This is a genomic window from Mucilaginibacter sp. KACC 22773, from assembly GCF_028736215.1.
GTDB lineage: Bacteria > Bacteroidota > Bacteroidia > Sphingobacteriales > Sphingobacteriaceae > Mucilaginibacter.
In genome coordinates this window covers 6,159,262-6,178,834 of sequence record NZ_CP117883.1, presented here as the reverse complement: position 1 = coordinate 6,178,834, position 19,573 = coordinate 6,159,262, and the positions used below count along the sequence as shown (strand labels likewise).

The 19,573-nt window shown below is 42.9% G+C and carries 19 protein-coding genes; 15 read left to right on the top strand and 4 right to left on the bottom strand.

The window, feature by feature from the left end; genetic code table 11:
* Positions 1-2: 2 nt before the first annotated feature.
* The 3 genes from tsaD to PQ469_RS25670 all read left to right on the top strand — a co-directional run bounded on the left by tsaD (position 3) and on the right by PQ469_RS25670 (position 1,723).
* Positions 3-1,004 (top strand): tRNA (adenosine(37)-N6)-threonylcarbamoyltransferase complex transferase subunit TsaD, encoded by a 1,002-nt coding sequence (tsaD, locus tag PQ469_RS25680; RefSeq protein ID WP_090642046.1) that lies wholly within the window; start codon positions 3-5, stop codon positions 1,002-1,004.
* A gap of 94 nt (positions 1,005-1,098) precedes the next feature.
* Positions 1,099-1,269 carry a hypothetical protein gene (locus PQ469_RS25675; RefSeq protein WP_274210229.1) on the top strand — a complete coding sequence of 57 codons (171 nt, stop codon included), beginning with the start codon at positions 1,099-1,101 and terminating at the stop codon, positions 1,267-1,269.
* 70 nt (positions 1,270-1,339) lie between these two features.
* The gene (locus PQ469_RS25670; protein WP_274210228.1) at positions 1,340-1,723 is read left to right on the top strand and encodes a contact-dependent growth inhibition system immunity protein; all 384 of its coding nucleotides are present in this window, start codon (positions 1,340-1,342) and stop codon (positions 1,721-1,723) included.
* 14 nt (positions 1,724-1,737) lie between these two features.
* Here PQ469_RS25670 and PQ469_RS25665 read toward each other — a convergent pair whose 3' ends face one another.
* The 3 genes from PQ469_RS25665 to PQ469_RS25655 form a co-directional block, all read right to left on the bottom strand.
* Entirely contained in the window at positions 1,738-2,325 is a 588-nt protein-coding gene (locus PQ469_RS25665) for a glycoside hydrolase family 19 protein (protein ID WP_274210227.1), read from the bottom strand.
* A 226-nt stretch (positions 2,326-2,551) separates the two neighbouring features.
* Entirely contained in the window at positions 2,552-5,488 is a 2,937-nt protein-coding gene (uvrA, locus tag PQ469_RS25660; protein ID WP_274210226.1) for an excinuclease ABC subunit UvrA, read from the bottom strand.
* 617 nt (positions 5,489-6,105) lie between these two features.
* Positions 6,106-6,357 (bottom strand): hypothetical protein, encoded by a 252-nt coding sequence (locus tag PQ469_RS25655; RefSeq protein WP_274210225.1) that lies wholly within the window; start codon positions 6,355-6,357, stop codon positions 6,106-6,108.
* A 111-nt stretch (positions 6,358-6,468) separates the two neighbouring features.
* On the opposite strand from PQ469_RS25655, the gene PQ469_RS25650 reads away from it, so the two are divergent.
* The 5 genes from PQ469_RS25650 to PQ469_RS25630 all read left to right on the top strand — a co-directional run bounded on the left by PQ469_RS25650 (position 6,469) and on the right by PQ469_RS25630 (position 11,350).
* The gene (locus PQ469_RS25650; RefSeq protein ID WP_274210224.1) at positions 6,469-7,329 is read left to right on the top strand and encodes a DMT family transporter; all 861 of its coding nucleotides are present in this window, start codon (positions 6,469-6,471) and stop codon (positions 7,327-7,329) included.
* 30 nt (positions 7,330-7,359) lie between these two features.
* Complete coding sequence (locus PQ469_RS25645; RefSeq protein ID WP_274210223.1) at positions 7,360-7,845, top strand: hypothetical protein; 486 nt, start codon at positions 7,360-7,362, stop codon at positions 7,843-7,845.
* Between the two features lie 105 nt (positions 7,846-7,950).
* Entirely contained in the window at positions 7,951-9,894 is a 1,944-nt protein-coding gene (dnaG, locus tag PQ469_RS25640; RefSeq protein WP_274210222.1) for a DNA primase, read from the top strand.
* Positions 9,894-10,265, top strand: coding sequence for a YraN family protein (locus PQ469_RS25635; protein WP_090641244.1), 372 nt, complete (start codon positions 9,894-9,896; stop codon positions 10,263-10,265). The genes dnaG and PQ469_RS25635 overlap by 1 nt, the downstream gene beginning before the upstream one ends.
* A 5-nt stretch (positions 10,266-10,270) precedes the next feature.
* Positions 10,271-11,350, top strand: a complete 1,080-nt coding sequence (locus PQ469_RS25630) for a glutaminyl-peptide cyclotransferase (protein WP_274210221.1) — start codon at positions 10,271-10,273, stop codon at positions 11,348-11,350.
* Between the two features lie 145 nt (positions 11,351-11,495).
* Here PQ469_RS25630 and pgi read toward each other — a convergent pair whose 3' ends face one another.
* The gene (pgi, locus tag PQ469_RS25625; protein WP_274210220.1) at positions 11,496-13,142 is read right to left on the bottom strand and encodes a glucose-6-phosphate isomerase; all 1,647 of its coding nucleotides are present in this window, start codon (positions 13,140-13,142) and stop codon (positions 11,496-11,498) included.
* Positions 13,143-13,395: 253 nt separating this feature from the next.
* On the opposite strand from pgi, the gene PQ469_RS25620 reads away from it, so the two are divergent.
* From PQ469_RS25620 to PQ469_RS25590, 7 genes are all read left to right on the top strand, one after another.
* Entirely contained in the window at positions 13,396-13,833 is a 438-nt protein-coding gene (locus tag PQ469_RS25620; RefSeq protein ID WP_143065358.1) for a hypothetical protein, read from the top strand.
* Positions 13,834-13,932: 99 nt separating this feature from the next.
* A protein-coding gene (prfB, locus tag PQ469_RS25615; protein WP_274210219.1) for a peptide chain release factor 2 occupies positions 13,933-15,025 on the top strand; the annotation gives its coding sequence in 2 pieces (ribosomal slippage) (positions 13,933-13,992 and positions 13,994-15,025; 1,092 coding nt in all).
* 11 nt (positions 15,026-15,036) lie between these two features.
* Entirely contained in the window at positions 15,037-15,315 is a 279-nt protein-coding gene (locus PQ469_RS25610) for a hypothetical protein (protein ID WP_274210218.1), read from the top strand.
* A 402-nt stretch (positions 15,316-15,717) separates the two neighbouring features.
* Positions 15,718-17,409, top strand: a complete 1,692-nt coding sequence (locus PQ469_RS25605) for a sensor histidine kinase (RefSeq protein ID WP_274210217.1) — start codon at positions 15,718-15,720, stop codon at positions 17,407-17,409.
* A gap of 10 nt (positions 17,410-17,419) precedes the next feature.
* Entirely contained in the window at positions 17,420-18,175 is a 756-nt protein-coding gene (locus PQ469_RS25600) for a LytR/AlgR family response regulator transcription factor (protein WP_274210216.1), read from the top strand.
* Between the two features lie 35 nt (positions 18,176-18,210).
* A complete protein-coding gene (locus PQ469_RS25595; protein WP_274210215.1) occupies positions 18,211-19,122 on the top strand; it encodes an alpha/beta hydrolase in 912 nt (303 codons plus the stop codon).
* Positions 19,074-19,571 (top strand): hypothetical protein, encoded by a 498-nt coding sequence (locus PQ469_RS25590; RefSeq protein WP_274213862.1) that lies wholly within the window; start codon positions 19,074-19,076, stop codon positions 19,569-19,571. Before PQ469_RS25595 ends, PQ469_RS25590 begins: the two co-directional genes overlap by 49 nt.
* The last annotated feature ends 2 nt before the right edge of the window (positions 19,572-19,573 follow it).

The window sequence follows — 19,573 nt, the reverse complement described above, 5'->3', positions numbered from 1 at the left end:
AAGTGCCTGTAATATTAGGAATTGAATCTTCTTGCGATGACACATCTGCCTCTGTTTGCGTTGATGGGGTTATCCTGAGCAATGTTATTGCTAACCAAAGCATTCACGAGGCATATGGTGGCGTTGTCCCCGAGCTTGCCTCAAGGGTACATCAGCAAAATATTGTTCCTGCCGTTCAACAAGCACTATTGAACGCAAAAGTAAACAAAAATGATATTGATGCGGTAGCTTTTACCCGCGGGCCGGGCCTTTTAGGCTCATTATTAGTTGGCGTGTCATTCGCCAAGGCATTTGCGCTTGCCCAAAACGCGCCATTGGTCGAAATTAATCACATGCAGGCCCATATCCTGGCCCACTTTATTGGCGATCATAAGCCCGTGTTTCCATTTTTATGCCTTACCGTATCGGGCGGGCACACGCAAATAGTTTTGGTAAAAGATTATTTTGAAATGGAAATTATTGGCCAAACACTGGATGATGCTGCGGGCGAAGCAATGGATAAAACCAGCAAGATACTGGGCTTACCTTATCCGGGAGGCCCGCTTATAGATAAATACGCGCGGCAGGGTAATGCGGATGCTTACAAGTTTCCCGAGCCACAGATCCCGGGCTTTGATTTTAGTTTTAGCGGGTTAAAAACGTCGATATTGTATTTTATTCGCGATAACGTGGCTAAGAACCCCGATTTTATCAGCGAAAACATGGCCGATATTTGTGCCTCGGTTGAAAAACGGATAGCAACCATACTGCTTAATAAATTTGAAAAAGCCGCAAAACAGTACGGCATTAAACAATTGGCTTTGGCCGGCGGTGTATCGGCCAATACAGGTTTAAGGTTGGGACTACAGGCGCTTTGCGAAAAAAACGGCTGGGAAAGCTTTATTCCGGCTATGCAATATTGTACAGATAACGCCGCAATGATTGCAATTGCCGGCTACTATAAATATTTAAAAGGTGAATTTTCGGGGCAGGAAATTGCACCCATGGCAAGGATGATATTTTAATTTTGAATTACTGAATTATTGAATTGAAGGGAATGTCTAATAATTACTTTGCAATTCAAATCAGTAATTCACTAATTCAATAAATCAATAATTTATGACTATTCCATCATTAATATTCTGGGCGGTATTTGTGCTGCCGCTGGTTGCATTTTTAGTATGGCTAATGCGCCAGGATAAAAAGAAAGGTGTTACCGGGCTTATTGTATTGGCCATTACCGTTATTGGCGGTATTATTTACATGTACGTTAAAACGGGTGGCAAATAATGGGTTGAGTGGTTGATTGGGTGATGAGTAGTTGATTAGGTTAATGGCTTACACATGTTGATTATATTTTATGAAACTGGAAAATAATTGGCGCTACAAATCACTACAAAACCTGGAAAAGATAGGCGTTGAAGATCCGGCAGCGGCGCCAACACCACTTGTACGGCGCTGCCTGGAGCTATTGAAGCTCCCGCTAAATGAATTTACTACCGGGGATTTGCGTTTAATGATAGGGCAGGAGTTTAGCTTGCCATATCTTGTACCGCTTGCCATCGAAGAACTTGCAGAAGATCTTTTTGCCGAGGGCGATTACTACCCCGGCGACTTATTAGCGATTGTGTTAAAAATTAAAACTGCCTTTTGGGAGGAAAACCAACAATTATTTAACGCTATAACAAGCTTAATAATCAACCGGCATGGCCAAATTAAGGAAGCCGGAATTTCCCTGGGCTAAATTCCTTTGGTTATTTACACCGGGGCAGTTAACCCTTTATAAAACGTTTGAGCATATCCTGCAATAGTTGCTGCCTGGTCAAGGCCGTTAATTATTTTGCGGGCGTTTACCCAGTCGGTTAAGTCGGCTGTGAAATATTTGCCAAGGCTCTTGCCCGTAAACAGGCCACCAACCATCCCTTTAACCATAATGTTTGTAGCTATAGTTGGATCTAAGGCCAGTTCTGGATTTCCGAGCAGGTCAACATGCAGTAAGTGGCCCATGCTCTCGTAATTCTCATACCAGGTTAGTTGTACATAGCCCCTGCCGTAATATAATTTATCGGGAGTGGTATAGGGTATCCGGTGACCGGGGCCGGTCCCCATTTTTAATTTTTTACCATAGTCATGGCCCGCGCCCTTGCCAAATTCGGCTATTGGCTGCATTTTTTTGGCGCATTCATGAAACACAGTAGCCAGCATGTACGCTGTTTTGCGGTTATCGGTTATACCAGCTGCAGCAATAGCCGTTAAAATAGTTTCGATGCCATCAATCTGGCTTTGAGAGAAGTGTCCGCCAAACATAGTACGAATGGTGTCATAGAGGTGTTTTGTACCCAACATAAATTGAAGATTTAGAAGTTAATAGCCTGTGGCCGTTATCGTATCTTTTACAGATAGATATTGTTGGAAGAGGAAAAAATAAGATGTTAGGCCGTGTTATGTAAATATAAGCATTAGCATAACAAATATCAACAGCAAATTAACCTGGATTGATAATAAGGACAAAAAAGGCCCTTACAGTGTTTATGCTGCAAGCGCCTTATGGTATAATTTTTATGCGGCAATATTACTTCCCAAACCGTTCTTTTAAATAGTGCCCGGTATGCGATTTTTTTTCTTTGATGAGGTTTTCAGGCACGCCTTCAAATACTACTTTCCCGCCACGGTCGCCGCCTTCGGGGCCAATGTCAATCACCCAGTCGGCGCATTTAATAACGTCCATGTTATGTTCAATAACAATAATGGTATTACCATGCTCCAGCAAGGCATCAAATGATTTCAGCAGCTTTTTAATGTCGGCAAAATGCAGCCCGGTAGTGGGTTCATCGAAAATGAACAGCGTTTTGTGCGTGTTGTTACCTTTTACCAGGAACGATGCCAGCTTAATACGCTGCGCTTCGCCGCCCGATAACGTATTTGATGATTGGCCCAGTTGTACATAACCTAAACCAACATCAACCAGGGGTTTTATTTTTGAAATGATCTTGGGCTCTTTAGCAAAAAACTGCAAAGCCTCATCAATGGTCATGTGCAGTACTTCGGCTACGTTTTTATCATTATAGGTAATATCCAGTATATGCTGTTTAAAACGGTTGCCGCCGCAAGTTTCGCAGGTAAGGAAAATGTCGGCCATAAACTGCATCTCTATCTTTACTTCGCCTTCGCCCTGGCAAACATCACAACGGCCACCCTCTACGTTAAACGAGAATGCGGATGGTTTTAAGCCGGCCGCTTTGGCTGCCGGTTGTGCAGCGTACAGATTGCGGATCTCGTCCCAGGCTTTTACATAGGTAACCGGGTTTGAGCGCGATGAACGGCCGATGGGGTTTTGGTCAACCATTTCTACCTGTTCTATCTTGGCATAATCACCGTCAATGCTATCGTATGATCCTGTTTGCTCGCCCGAGTAATTGCCCAGTGTTTTTTGCAGGGCAGGGGCCAGTATGCGTTTTACCAAACTGGTTTTACCAGATCCGGATACGCCTGTAACAACGGTAAGCACACCCAACGGGAACTTAGCATTTACGTGCTGCAGGTTGTTTTCGCGGCCGCCCTTTATCTCAATAAAATCGTGCCATTTACGGCGGGTGGCTGGTATAGCAATTTCGTCCTTACCGCTCAGATAGCGGCCGGTTAAGCTGTTATCGTCTTTTATTATCTCGTCATAAGTCCCGGTAAAAATCAATTCTCCGCCATGGGTGCCGGCTTCGGGGCCAATATCAATGATATGGTCGGCCGCCTTCATAATCTCTTCCTCGTGCTCAACCACCAAAACGGTGTTGCCTACATCGCGCAGGGATTTTAATACGCCAATTAAGCGCTGGGTGTCGCGCGGGTGCAGGCCTATGCTTGGTTCATCCAACACATATATCGAGCCCACCAGGCTGCTTCCCAATGAGGTAGCCAGGTTAATCCGTTGCGATTCGCCACCCGATAGTGTGTTTGATAAACGATTTAGCGTTAAGTAGCTCAAGCCAACATCATTCAGGAAAACCAAACGATTGGTTATTTCCATTAATAAACGTTTACCAATTTTGGCGTCGGTTTCGTTCAGTTCCAGGCCTTGGAAAAACTCCTGCGCTTTATCAAGCGGCATCAAAACCACATCGGTAATGGAGCGCTCATTAATTTTTACATACGATGCATCCTGGCGCAAACGGCTGCCCTTACACTCGGGACAGGTGGTTTTGCCCCTGTATCGCGATAGCAAAACACGGTACTGGATTTTATAGGTTTGCTCTTCCATCTCCTTGAAAAACTCATCAAGGCCACGGAAAAACTTATTGCCAGTCCACAGTAATTTTTGCTCTTTCGCAGTAAGCTGATTGTATTGGCGATGTATCGGGAAATCAAATTTCAGGGCATGCCTCACCAGGTTGTCATTCCACTCGCGCATCTTTTCGCCACGCCACGGGGCAATGGCTCCTTCATATATCGATTTACTTTTATCAGGAATAACCAAATCTTCATCAATGCCAATTACCTTACCGTAACCTTCGCATTTTTTGCAGGCGCCGTAAGGATTATTAAAGCTGAAAAAGTTCGGTGTAGGCTCTTCAAATTTAATGCCGTCCAATTCAAAACGGTCGCAAAAAAAACGTTCGGTTTCCTGCTCGGCGTCGGCCTCCTGGTAACGCACGTAGCAATCGCCTTTACCCTCAAAAAAGGCTGTCTGGATAGAGTCGCCCAGGCGACTTACCGTTTCATCCTCTTCGTTTTTGCTTATACGGTCGATAACGATGCGTACAGCGTTATAAGTGGTGAGTGGTGAGTAGTGAGTGGTGAGTTGATCTGTTTCATTTTGCTTTTCGCTTTCAACCTTTTGCTTTTTGCCTTTCGCCTTTAAGCTTTCACCTTTTACCTCTTCTATCAGCCATGACCCATCATCAACAATACTGGCGTCCTCTAACAATGCCTCTATTTTCGATAGCTTTCTCTGGTATTCCACGCGTACAAAACCTTTTTGCATCAGCACGGCCAACTCTTCTTTCAGGCTGCGGTTATTGTGCGGATATAAGGGAGCCAATATGGTTACCTGGCTTTCGTTGGGCAGGCCGAGTACAAAGTTTACCACATCGGTAACCGAATCTTTTTTCACCGGCAGGCCGGATATAGGTGAAATGGTTTTGCCAATGCGCGAGAAAAGCAGTTTCAGGTAATCATAAATTTCTGTCGAGGTGCCCACAGTTGAGCGTGGGTTTGATGTGATTACTTTTTGCTCAATGGCTATTGCCGGGGCTATACCTTTTATATAATCAACATCGGGCTTGTTCATGCGGCCCAGGAACTGGCGGGCGTATGACGAAAGGCTTTCTACATAGCGGCGTTGCCCTTCGGCATATAACGTATCAAAAGCAAGCGACGATTTGCCCGAACCCGACATACCCGTTACAACAACCAGCTTGTTTTTGGGGATGGCCACATCCATATTTTTAAGGTTATGTACGCGCGCCCCTTTTATAATAATATGTTTTGATGGATCTTTTTCTGCTTCTTTGCTCATGCGTTGAATTAGTTCATGGTTCATAGTTCATGGATCATAGCTGTTAGGAAGCTAAATAGGTTGATGGCAAAATTTATACCATGAACCATGATCTATCAACTATGAACTTTTTGCGAGTGCAAAAATCCTAAAATATTTAGCATAATCCAAATCGCTTTCACTTTGTTTAGATGATTATTGCAATTAAATACCCGAGTTTACAGTTTGTTGACTTTTAATTGTTTAGGAAGGATTTTTGGGTTTTAGCCCCCAAAGCCCATTACGACAATTTGATTTGCACCTTCCGGTGATAGCCATGTTGATCTTATAAAAATTCTGCCCCTTTGTTTGTCCCGATGTTTAAATAATAATTTGCCCGAAAAACTGTATTTGCTTAAGCAGTTATAAATTTAATCAGTGTAGCGCCACTTTAAATTTCCCATTTAAAAACTGGAGCGAGGCGGGTTTATCAGCGGGATATGTGTGTTTGAATTTTAAGTTGAAAGTTCCTGTTGCCACTTTGCCTGCCTTGTCATATGCTGTTATATTAACCGTATTTGCATAAGTATCGTCTAACCCATATTCGCTGGATATCACATCGCGCCCTATGGTGTTATAGTATAGTGCCTGGCTGCCTTTCAGGCTATAAATTCCTGTTGCCGATGCCTTAAATTGCAGGGTAGGGCTTCTTCCAGCTGCGTACTAAAATTGCTGCCAAATAAAGCGATGGTGTCCTGGCTTATATTACTGCCGGATGCGTCGGCGCTCCACTGGGTATTGTTTTTATCGGCTACCATATACGTAGTTTGTGGTAAAACGCAGCAGTTTTTTTTGCCGCAGGCAGTTAAAAGCGTTGTTAACATAACAAAGGGCAGGATGTATTTTTTCATGATGCAGGAGGTTTAAATAGCATTACGCTCAAAAGTTGCCATATGATACATTCTGTGCCGAAAACAGTTATCTGCTGTTTATTCATAGCCTAATTGCTTAAGTTTGCCGTCATGAACCCTAAAGTGAGCCTGGTTATTGGCATTTTATGCATCTCGTTTTCGCCGATATTTGTAAAGCTTGCAGGGGTATCGCCAATTGGCTGCGCGTTTTACCGGGTTTTTTTTGCCTGGCTTTGTTTGCTGCCCTATTGCATCGTCAAGGGCAAGCTCCGGGTTAAAAAAAAGCAATTGGTAATTGCCGTTATAGCGGGCGTAATTTTCGCTGCCGATGTAGCCGTTTGGAATTTATCACTGTTAAAAATAAGCGCCACCGTATCAACGCTGATTGCCAATTTGGCGCCTGTTTGGGTTGGGCTGTTCAGTTTTCTATTATTCAAAAAAAGTTCGGGCAAGTTGTTCTGGATGGGTACCGTAGTGGCCATAGCAGGCATGGTGGTGCTGGTAGGCTATCAGCATATTTTGCACATGGAGCTTAACGCGGGTATTTTGCTTGCTGTGTTGGCCAGCCTGTTTTACGCTACGTACATCATGACATCAAAAAACATCATGAGCGGTATTGATGTATTTACCTTTATGTTTTACAGCATGATGGGGGCGAGTGTGTTTTTATTGGTAGTTAACAACTTTATGGGCACCAGTATTTTGCATTTCCCTGTAAAAGTTTGGCTGTGCTTTTTAGGGATGGGGGTAATTTGCCAGCTTGTTGGCTGGCTTACCATTAATTATTCTTTACGTTACCTCGAATCGACTAAAGTATCTATCGCCCTGCTGAGCCAAACCGTTTTTGCCGCCATACTGGCCGCTATTTTACTGAACGAGAAGCTGGAGCTGAACGAGATCATCGGCAGCGTAATTGTGCTGGCCGGTATTGCGGTAACATTTTTAAAGCGCAGGCAAGCAAACATGGTTTAGGTTAAGGAGAAAATTTATTATCTTCAATTAATGAATTTTCTTCCCTTCGAAAACCTTATCATTTTAACGCCGCATCAGCCGGCCGAGGTTGAAACTATATTGCAAAAGGCTGTAATGCCCTCCCACTTTAATTATGAAAACTGGGCGTTTTACAACAAAAAGGAACCATTATTTATAGGTGATGTATTTAACCTTCAATTCAGGTTTAAGCCGCTACATAGTCCACGCGCGGCCATGGTGCCCATAGCCAAAGGCGGTATTGCGCCGGATTTGCAGGGAAGTAAAATAAGTTTGAAGATTTTTCCATCAATGATCATCTTCGTGGTGATTGGTATTTTTTTTTGCTGGGAAGTGGCTTTTATATTTATTTCAAGGACAGTTAAAGATAATTTTAGTTATTGGTTGCCTTTCGTAGCCCCAATTTTTGCTTACCTGCTACTTATCGTTTTCTATAAATATGAAGCAAGCGGTGTTAAATCATCACTGCTTAAATTGTTAGATGGTAAGTTTGCTTAGCGTTGGCGTTTGAATTTTAAACCCCTCGCCATCAAATAAAAGTGTAATTTAACGTTTGCGGATTTAGGGCAACGCTCATCTTTGCCTACATTTGCATTTTAGCGCATGATCATAAAATCCACCATCGACCGTATTATGGAAGCCACCGACATTGTGGAGGTGATAGGGGAATTTGTGCAGTTAAAAAAGCGAGGGGCCAATTACGTGGGCCTTTCGCCATTTGCCAATGAGCGTACACCGTCGTTCACGGTATCGCCCGCAAAAGGCATTTTTAAAGATTTTTCTACAGGTAAAGGTGGCTCGGCAGTTACTTTTTTAATGGAGCTGGAAAAATTCAGCTATCCCGAAGCCTTAAAATGGCTGGCAAAAAAGTACGGCATCGAGGTTGAGGAAACCGTGGAAGCCCCCGAAAACCGCGAAGAAGACCTGCGCCGCGAAAGCCTGATGATTGTATCGGGTTATGCCGCCAAATTTTTTCACGAAAGTTTGCTTGAAACCGATGAAGGTAAAAGTATCGGCCTAAGCTATTTTAAAGAGCGCGGTTTTAGTAACGATATCATCAAAAAGTTTGAGCTGGGCTACTCACCCGATCAATGGGAGGCGTTTACCGGCAGCGCCCTAAAGGAGGGTTATAAAGAACAATTCCTGGTTGATAGCGGCCTGTCTGTTAAACGGGATAACGGTACGTTGTATGACCGTTACCGCGGCCGGGTAATGTTCCCGATACATAATTTTACCGGCAGGGTTATAGCGTTTGGCGGGCGTACCTTAAAAAAAGATAAAAACGTACCCAAGTATGTAAACTCGCCCGAGAGCGAGATCTACCATAAATCGAATGTGCTTTACGGCTTGTACTTTGCTAAAAAGGCCATCCGCGAGGAAGATAACTGCTACCTGGTTGAAGGCTATGCCGATGTGCTTTCGGTAGTGCAGGCCGGTATCGAAAACGTGGTGGCATCATCGGGTACATCCTTAACCGTTGAACAGATCAAACTCATCAGCCGGTTTACAAAAAACATTACCATTTTATATGATGGCGATGCCGCGGGTATAAAAGCGGCCATCCGCGGGCTGGATATGATCCTGGAGGAAGGTCTTAACGTAAAGGTAGTAACCTTCCTGGACGGGCACGATCCCGACTCATATGTACAAGCCAATGGCTCAAGTGCGTTTAAAAAATATATCGAGGAGAACAAAAAGGACTTTATCCTTTTTAAGGCTAATACACTGCTAAAAGATGCAGGTAACGACCCGATAAAAAAGGCTGGTGTTATCCGCGAGATTGTAGAAAGTATTGCCAAAATTCCCGATTCCATCAAGGCATCGGTGTTCATTAAAGAGTGCAGCTATATTTTGCAGATTGATGAACGCGCGTTGCTATCCGAGCTTAATAAAATGCGGCAGGCCAAATCCAAAAAGGATGGCCAGCAACAGCAAAATCATAACCGCTACCAGCCGGAGATGCCGCCTGATGAGCCTCATTTTTTTGACGAGGTTGATCTTGCACCAAGCGCCCCTAAAAAAGAATATTTCCAGGAGAAGGAGGTCATCCGCCTGCTGTTATTATACGGCAGTAAAATGATTGATTGGGATGGCATTGCCAATACCTACATTGGCCCCTTTATGATAGCAGAGCTGGGCGATGTTACCTTTGAGCATGAAACCTGCAAGCTATTTGTTGAACTATACCGGCAGGAGGTAGAGAATGGGGTACTGCCCGAGGATAGTTATTTTATCCACCACAAGGATAAAGGCATTGTTGATATCAGCATTGATTTACTGAGCTCCAAATATACCCTGAGCGAAAACTGGTACGATATGCACAAGATCATGATACATGATGAGCAGCATAATATGAAGGCCACCATCCTGGGGGCTATTTTTCACCTTAAAAAGCATAAGGTTGAGGGAATGCTGGATAACCTGCGGATTGAACTTAAAAATGCACAAACCGAAGCCGACCAAGAAATACTGCTTAACCAGTATATGCGTATGAAAAAAGTTGAAAAAAGTATCTCCGACTTTTTAGGGTCAGTAATTATCAAATAATGGCCCAACACCTTGATCTTGGTCGCGCGGGCGAAGCTTTAGCCAAAACACACCTGGAAAATGCCGGTTATGAGATCCTGGACGAGAACTGGACACACGGCAAAGCCGAAATTGACCTGATTGCATATAAAGACAAGGTTATTATATTTACCGAAGTGAAAACGCGCACCGGCACCGGCTTTGGCATGCCCGAAGATTTTGTTGATGCGCGCAAGCAAAAGCTACTGGCCGATGCCGCCGATGAATATATTTACATCATGAACCACCAGGGAGAGGTGCGGTTTGATATCATCGCTATTTTGTTTGACAAGGATAAAAATTATATACTAAACCATATCGAAGACGCGTTTTGGCCGTCGGGCACATTATGAAAAACATGAATAACACATTAAAGATATTTTTTGCAGCAGGTTTACTTTTGGCTTTGGGCTGTAACAGTTGCAAACAAAAACCGGCCGATAACGGTGCCGATTATACCATCAGCCCGGAAGCCGGCACTACTTACAAAGCGGGCGATGTAGTAAAAGTAAAAGTGGGCCTGCCTGCCGATACCAAACCCGATTCGGTAGTGTACCTAATGGAAGAAACCCGTTTAGGCGTAGCTAAAGATTCATCGGCCATCAGCGTGAAAACAGATACCATCCCCCTGGGTATAAAATTGATAACCGCCAAAGTTTACCAGGCAGGTAAAAGCCAGGATGTAAGCACCAATATATTGCTGCTGGCTGCAAAAGCACCTGAGGCTTATACTTATAAAGTAGAGAAAACTTATCCGCATGATACCAGTTCATACACCGAAGGACTGGAGTATTTAGATGGGATTATGTATGAAAGTACCGGTGAGGCTGGTCATTCTACTATTCGTAAAAACAATCTCGAAACCGGAAAAGCCATACAACTCACTAAATTAAGGGATCAGTATTTTGGCGAAGGGCTGTCAGTTGTTGGGAATAAGGTGATTCAGCTTACCTACCGCGAAAAAGTTGGTTTTGTGTACGATAAAAGTTCCTTGAAGCTGCTTAATACTTTTCCCAATAATGTTGGAGCCGAAGGCTGGGGCATGTGTTTTGACGGCAAGAAGCTTTACATGGACGATAGTACTAACAAAATCTGGTTTCTGAACAAGGATACTTACCAGGAAATGGGATCAATCAATGTATGCGATGATAAAAAACAAATAGATTCGGTAAACGAATTGGAATACATAGACGGAAAGCTATATGCCAATGTTTACCAAACAGACGATATCCTGGTTATAAATCCGAAAACAGGTGCTGTTGAGCAAAAAATTGACATGAAAAACCTGTACCCCGAATCGGAACGCCCCGCTGGCCGCGATTGGGGTAACAATGTACTTAACGGCATAGCTTATGATGCTGCAACCAAACGCATTTTTGTTACCGGAAAAAAGTGGCCCAAAATGTACCAGGTAAAGTTTAGCCCTAAAGCCCAATAAGCCCCCTAACCCCCTGAAGGGGGAACGAATGTGCGGATATGCAGATTTTTAAACAACAAAGGCCGGTTTCGAAGAAACCGGCCTTTGTTATATATGCTAATCAAAAAGCTCCCCCTTCAGGGGGCTGGGGGGCTTGGCTACGTTCTTACCGCCACGCCTTATACAAATTAATCAACCCATTGGTTGACGAATCGTGGCTACTTATTTCACTATCATCCTTCAATTCAGGAAGGATTTTGCCGGCTAATTGCTTGCCCAGCTCAACACCCCATTGGTCAAAGCTGTAAATGTTCCAGATAATGCCCTGAACGAAAATCTTGTGCTCGTACATGGCAATCAGTGAACCCAGGCTGTGCGGGGTGATTTTTTTAAGCAGGAATGAATTTGTTGGGCGGTTGCCTTCAAATACTTTGAATGGCGCTATAGCTGCAATTTCTGCTTCGGTTTTGCCGGCGGCTTTTAATTCTTCAATAACCACTTCTTCGGTTTTGCCGTTCATCAATGCCTCTGTTTGGGCGAAGAAGTTTGATAGCAACATGTTATGGTGCTCGCCAAGCGGGTTGTGCGATTGCGCCGGAGCTATAAAATCGCAAGGGATTAGTTTGGTACCCTGGTGAATCAATTGGTAAAAAGCGTGCTGGCCGTTGGTGCCGGGCTCGCCCCAGATGATTGGGCCGGTTGAGTATTCCACATGTTTGCCGTTACGGTCAACATGTTTGCCATTGCTTTCCATATCGCCCTGTTGAAAATAGGCGGCAAAACGATGCATATATTGATCGTACGGTAAAATGGCATTGGTTTCGGCTTCGAAGAAGTTATTGTACCAGATGCCCAAAAGCGCAAGCGTTATCGGGATGTTTTCTTCAAACGGAGCGCTCTTGAAATGGTTATCTGTAGCGTGCGCGCCATCCAGCAACCGGGCAAAGTTATCAAAGCCGATGCTTAAGGCAATTGACAAACCAATGGCGCTCCATAACGAGTAACGACCACCAACCCAATCCCAAAACTCAAACATATTTTTTGTATCGATACCAAATTTTTCCACAGCGGCAGCATTGGTTGATAAGGCAGCGAAGTGTTTGGCTACATCAGCCTCGGTAGCACCGGCAGCTAAAAACCAGTTGCGGGCGCTGTGGGCATTACCCATAGTTTCCTGGGTGGTGAAAGTTTTGGATGCTATCAGGAATAAAGTAGTTTCGGGGTTAACCGCTTTTAATGTTTCGGCTATGTGCGTACCATCAACGTTACTTACAAAATGCAGGTTAAGGTGGTTTTTGTAAGCTTTTAATGCTTCGGTAACCATTACCGGGCCTAAATCAGAGCCACCTATACCAATGTTTACCACATCGGTAATAGGTTTGCCGGTATAGCCTTTCCAGGTGCCGGATATAATGGCTTCGCTGAATTCCTTCATATGATCAAGCACCTTGTTAACATCGGGCATTACATCCTTGCCATCTACATATATAGGTGTATTGCTACGGTTACGCAGCGCAATGTGCAGTACCGGACGTCCTTCGGTTACGTTGATGGTTTCGCCGGCAAACATGGCTTCTATTGCCTTATTTACAGAACATTCTTTGGCCAATTGTATTAATAAAGCTATAGTTTCATCGTCGATGCGGTTTTTAGAATAATCCAGCAGGATCTCCTCAAACTGGATAGAAAATTTATTAAATCGCTGATCATCAGCATCGAATAATTCTTTCAGGCTTTTTGATACGATATCAATGTAATGGTCGGCTAAATATTTATAGCTCTGGGTGGTTGTGAAATCGATATTTGGCAACATAGTTGAAGTGTTTTTGACAAAAGTAACAAGTTAATTGTTAGATGGATATTATTTATCAAACTTACTATTCTCAGTGTTATTTTAACACTACGCACATAGTGTTTAGTTTACACCTTTAAATTGCGAATTTTTAAAAAATATTTGCAAATTGTTTGGAGATTTAAAATTATTATTTAATATCTTTGTATTGTTGGTAATCAAATGAGTGATTTATCATCAATTTGTAAATTTCGGTATAAAATTGTTGCTGCTTATGTTTGGAAAACTTTTTTTGCTTGTAAAAAATAACGCCGGGACGGCTGTTATTAACAACCCCTCAATCCCTGTAAAACACCACGAAAGCGTGCTGATTGAAGCATCGAGCGCTATCATCGAGGTATTAAAAGGACAAATGGAAAACGGTAAATTGAAAGATTTAGTGAAGTATTTTCGCTCGTCGGGTATTTACAATCAATCATTGGTATCCAGTATGGTTAGCAGGTTTGCCAACCGGCTCAATACTTTTTATCATATCGACCCCGAGCAGGCGATGATCGCGTCAAAAGCATTGATTCCGGCTGTGATGACCGAGCTGGTAAAAGCTTCAAAAAGCGAGCAGGTTAAAGAATTTGGCCTTAAAAATATGCTTACCAAGCTAAATGGTAACCGAGCCGACTTAAGTTTGCTGGTTGACCGTGCTATGGTTGCTTAATATATTCGTCTACCTTTTAAAAACGGGTCTGCAGGTTGCTAAACAATTTGCAGGCCTTTTTTTATTTATGCCGATAATCTAATTACCTATATTTGCCACATGACTAAAGAACAGATTCAGGATTTAAGGGATAGAGCAGCTTCCCTGAGGAGGCATCTTTGACATCGACAAGAAATTAGAGCTACTAAAAGCCGAACAGGAAATAACCATTGGCCCGCATTTTTGGGATCACCCTAAAGAGGCCGAAAAGGTACTGGCATCCATCAAAGTAAAAAAAGTTTGGACAGATGAATTTCAAAAAGTATTGGCGGTAGTTGAAGATACCGGCGTGCTGTTTGAATTTTACCAGGGCGGTGATGCTACCGAAGCCGAAATGCTTGAGCAGTATAATATGGCTATAAAGGCCGTAGAAGAGCTTGAATTTAAAAACATGCTCTCGGCCGAGGAAGATCAGTTTAACGCCGTACTGCAGATAACAGCAGGCGCAGGCGGTACCGAAAGCTGCGACTGGGCCGGCATGCTCATGCGTATGTACATTATGTGGGGCGAAAAGAACGGCTACAAAGTTACCGAGCAGGATTACCAGCCCGGCGATGTGGCCGGAGTAAAGACCGTAACCCTGCAATTGGAGGGCGATTTTGCCTACGGATACCTTAAAGGCGAAAACGGCGTACACCGCTTGGTCCGCGTATCGCCATTTGATGCCAATGCCAAGCGCCATACTTCGTTTGCTTCAGTTTATGTTTATCCGCTGGTTGATGATACCATCGAGATTGATATTAACCCTGCCGATATCGAGTTTGAAACCTTCCGCTCGGGTGGCGCCGGCGGACAGAACGTGAACAAGGTAGAAACAGCCGTGCGTTTGTATCACAAGCCATCGGGCATTATTATCAAAAACCAGGAGTCGCGCTCACAGTTGCAAAATAAGGATAATGCTATCCGCTTGCTGAAATCGCAGCTATACGAAATTGAAATGCGCAAGCGCATGGAAATAAGTAACGCTATTGAGGGCAACAAAAAGAAAATAGAATGGGGGTCGCAGATCCGCAATTATGTTTTGCACCCTTACAAGCTGGTTAAAGATTTGCGTACCGATCATGAAACCTCGAATGCCGCCGCCGTATTGGATGGTGAACTTAACGAGTTTTTAAAGGCCTATTTGATGGAGTTTGGCGGGCCGAAGAGTTAAGCACTTTAGCTATGGATAAAAGAAAGAAAAGAGATGGCATCCTGATTGTTTACCACGTGTTTACGATGATACTTCTTATTTATCTTTATTGGTCTGACGACTTTAAGTCAGGGCCATGTACGCCAGGTGCTGGTGTCATGATGACTTTGTTTTCGTTGTTAGTATTGGCCGTTTTATTGATGTTAAGTATTGTTAAAGTTATTCTTAACAGGGAAAATAAATATTTCTTGTTCATTAATCTTGGTGTTGTGATTATTTGGGCGGCTATATTTTTCGCCGGTAGTTTGTAAACATATTTCATTATCTGCATTAGCGATAGATTCACGCCAGGGAAGCTTTTAAAAGTTGATCCTGAAGAGTAGCAACTACGTAGCAAAAAAAGGTAATCTATTCGTTTTCTACAGGCTAAAGATATTTGCGTACCGGCCATGAAACCTCGAATGCCGCCGTACTTGATGGCGAGCTTAACGAATTTTTAAAGGTTTACCTGATGGAGTTTGGTGGGCCGAAGAGTTAAAAATTATATTTATAAATAAAAAAAATAGCGATGGTCTTTACTCATCGCTATTTTTTTGCCTCAATATTGCCAAATACTAAACCCTTCCTGCCACATACTCATTGCGCGTTGTTAAGCCGCGTAGGTAAATACATTTTTGTGATGTAAATAATAATTGTAAACTTAAACACACATCATGAAAAAGAGAATTTTTGTATTATTAACTGGGCTAATCCTAAGTTTCATATCCCCTTTACCTTCATTTGCGCAAAAACTGAATCGGGACCTATTCTTCGGTAATGATTTTGTTTTCGAGTACAGAGGGGCGTACTATGGCGTTAAAGACACCGATTTGTCGCAGGTGAGGGCCTTTAAAATGATAAATACAAAACATCCCATTTGGCTGGGCGTGAAGCTTAATCCCAACCTTCTCGATTTTTTTGCATCAAGCGTAAAATCAATGTCTAAAGAGTATCCAAGTTATATCATTTCAGATACTTCAGAGGCAATTTTAATTGCGTATGGCATTACAAAAGCTAACGTTAACGACTATCGCTATCATGTAGTTGAAAATGATAGTATTGAATTAGTTCCATGGTCAAAAATACCAACGCTCCAACAAAAATATGGAGCAAAAGAGCCTTATGGCTTTTTGGGCAAGTTTAAAGATCCCGGTAAGCAACTATTGGTAGAGGTGCTTAATACCAAAAATTACGATATAAGGCAAGGTGTGGTGTTTGATTGGAAACCTAACTTTAAACCTTTTGTAACACAGATAGAAATTAACAGGTTAAAAGATTATTTTAACCTGGATAATATAAAGCTTAATCATGGGTATGCCACAAAGTTTAAAGAGCACACTGGCGTGCCGTTGGATTTTAGCTTTCCGGCCGATAGTGTTGTTAGTATACGCCTATACTATAAGCACCATGAAACTATACCCTATGTGGTGTACCTGGTTAAAAATGTGAACGGGAAAAAAGACACTACCGAAATGGGATATTATAACCGGGAAAACTACTATGATATAGATGGCAAGTTTTACAATAAACCCGGCAAATATGAAATAATTATTCAGCGTGCAAATGAACTTGGCAAGTGGCCCGAAGAACAAATGTTGCGCATTCCGTTTAACGTTGAGCCTCCCCCGGTATCGGATAAAAAAGTCTCCATAAAACAAGCCTTACCTTACATTATAGCAACACTCACGGGTGTTGTTTTGCTGTTTGGGGGCTATTACAGGCGCAACCAGGTAAAGTTGTTACGGGCCGCACAGGAAAAGCAAACGGCAGGCTTAAAGCTGCAATCCATCCGTGCACAGCTTAACCCGCACTTTATGTTTAACGCTTTAACATCTATCCAGAACCTGGTAAATAAAAATGATATTGCAGGCGCAAATCATTACTTAGCTAAATTTGCAGGCTTAACACGGCAGGTGCTGGATACCGGTAACGAGGAGTTACTAAGCCTGGAGCAGGAACTTAGTATATTAGATGATTACCTGCAAATGGAACAGTTGCGTTTTGGCTTTAAATATGAGATAACAGCAGATCCGGATTTGAACAAAACCAATATCGATATCCCGGCCATGCTGCTGCAGCCCTTTGTAGAAAACGCCGTTAAGCACGGCGTAGCTATTTTAAAGGAGCAAGGCCGGATTGAAGTATCAGTGAGCAGGCAAGAGCAGGACATTGTTTTTACCATAAAAGACAACGGCAAGTGGAAAGCGACCGATAATCCTGCTGAAATGAGCGGTTACGGGCTAAAATTAAGCCAGGAACGTGTAGTTTTATTAAATCAGTTATATAAAGATCAGGCGGTGAGTTTACATATTGATAAACAAGGGCCGGGGACTGTTGTAAGTATCCGTTTATCAAACTGGATATAAATTTATGCCTATGAGTATCAAAAGTATTATTGTTGATGATGAACCCAACAATATTGAAAATTTACAGAAGATCATTAAAACCTGGTGCCCCCAAATTGATGTTGTGGCAACTGCTTCAAATGCCGGCGACGCGATAGCCGCCATTAAAGCTAATCAGCCCCACTTGCTGTTTCTTGATATCCAGATGCCTGGGCAATCGGGCTTTGATGTGTTGAGGGCTTTTGATAAAATAGATTTTGAAGTGATATTCATCACTGCCTATGATAAATATGGCATCCAGGCCATTAAATTTTCGGCACTGGATTACCTGCTGAAACCGATAGATATTACCGAATTTAAACTGGCCATTGAAAAGGCAACACAAAAAATAAACAGCAGGCAACAAAATCATAGCATCGAAAACCTGTTGGAGTACATTAAGGCTGGCCAAAAAGAAACACCCAAAATAACCCTGCCCACGCTAACCGAGATCAGGTACGTGAAAATTACCGACATCACCAGGTGCGAGGCATCAAACAATTATACCACATTTTACCTGCAAAGCGGCGAGCAGGTATTGGTATGTAAAACCTTGAAAGAGTTTGCCGATATTTTAAAGCCTCACCAGTTTGTACGTACCCATCAATCACATTTAGTGAACGTTCAATTTGTAAAAAGTTACCTAAAAGAAGATGGCGGAACCTTGCTGCTGAATGATCAAACCAAAATTCCTATCTCGCGTCAAAACCGCGAGATAGTAAAAGATGCTTTAGCTAAAAGTTTGTAATAAAAAACCTATAATTGCATATACCCTAACAAATTATGAAAACCATTTTATCAGCCTTTGTTTTGACCATTGCAGCAACTATAGCCTACGGCCAGGAAAAACCGATGCCTTTATATCCAAAGGGCATACCCAACTCAAAACCAACCCCGGCAACATATGTAGAGAAAGTCAATGGCGACTGGATTACCGGTGTAAGTGTCCCAACTTTAACCGCTTATTTTCCCGAAAAGGGTAAAGCTAATGGCGCGGCTATCGTGGTTTGCCCCGGCGGAGCTTACGCTGGTTTGGCTAATGCGCACGAGGGTATGGCCATATGCAGGGAATTTAATAAGATAGGAGTAACCGCCTTTTTATTGAAATATCGCTTGCCAAGTGATGAGATAATGGTTGATAGGTCGATTGGCCCCCTGCAGGATGCGCAGATGGCCATATATACCGTTCGCAAAAATGCAAAGGAATGGGGCGTTAACCCTGCAAAAATAGGTATCATCGGCTTTTCGGCCGGCGGACATCTGGCATCAACTGAGGGAACGCATTTTGATAAGCCGGTTATTGACGATAAAGACAACATCAGCCTGCGCCCTGATTTTATGATGCTGATTTATCCCGTAATCAGCTTTGGGGAGCAGGCACATGTGGGCTCGCGCGAAAACCTTATTGGCAAAACACCATCGCAGGCGCAGTTGGACCTATACTCAAACGAAAAGCAAATTACTGCCAATACGCCGCCTACATTTTTGGTACATGCCGGGGATGATGGTGCAGTACCCGTACAAAACAGCTTGATGTTTTACGATGCCTTATTGAAAAACAAGGTTAAGGCCGAAATGCATATTTTCCAAGAAGGCGGGCATGGTTTTGGGATGAATAACTCAAAAAATAAAGGCAAATGGTTTGAATGGGCTACAAACTGGCTGGAAGAAAATGGCTTTGTGAGCGGGAAGTAAATATAAGCCGAATGAAGAATCTTTTATTAACAATGCTGCTTAGTACCTTGGTTTTACCTGTGCTGGCGCAGAAAATAAGTTATAAAAGTGTTGCGAATGATGACCTTGTGGAAGTTTTGAATAGCATAGAGGATTATCACACAATTCAAACTCCGGATAATAGTATTGTTGTTAATGTTTTTCTGGTAGCCAGGCCCTATGAAAGTGCCGGAAACCCCGAAACAGATGAAACTAAGGAAGCCATATACGTAGCTACTTCCGAGTGTGATTTGGCACCGGAACAACATTTGTTCAAGCTTACATCGGTTTATAACGCTAAAATTATCAGTTGGTCTAAGTCAAAAAAAAATCCACAATTTGTATTTACGTATGGGCCTGTGAATAAGCTCAAGAGTGTGATCGTTTCGGTATCTTTAAGGGGTTTGAAGATAGAAGAAGAAGCAATGTGAAA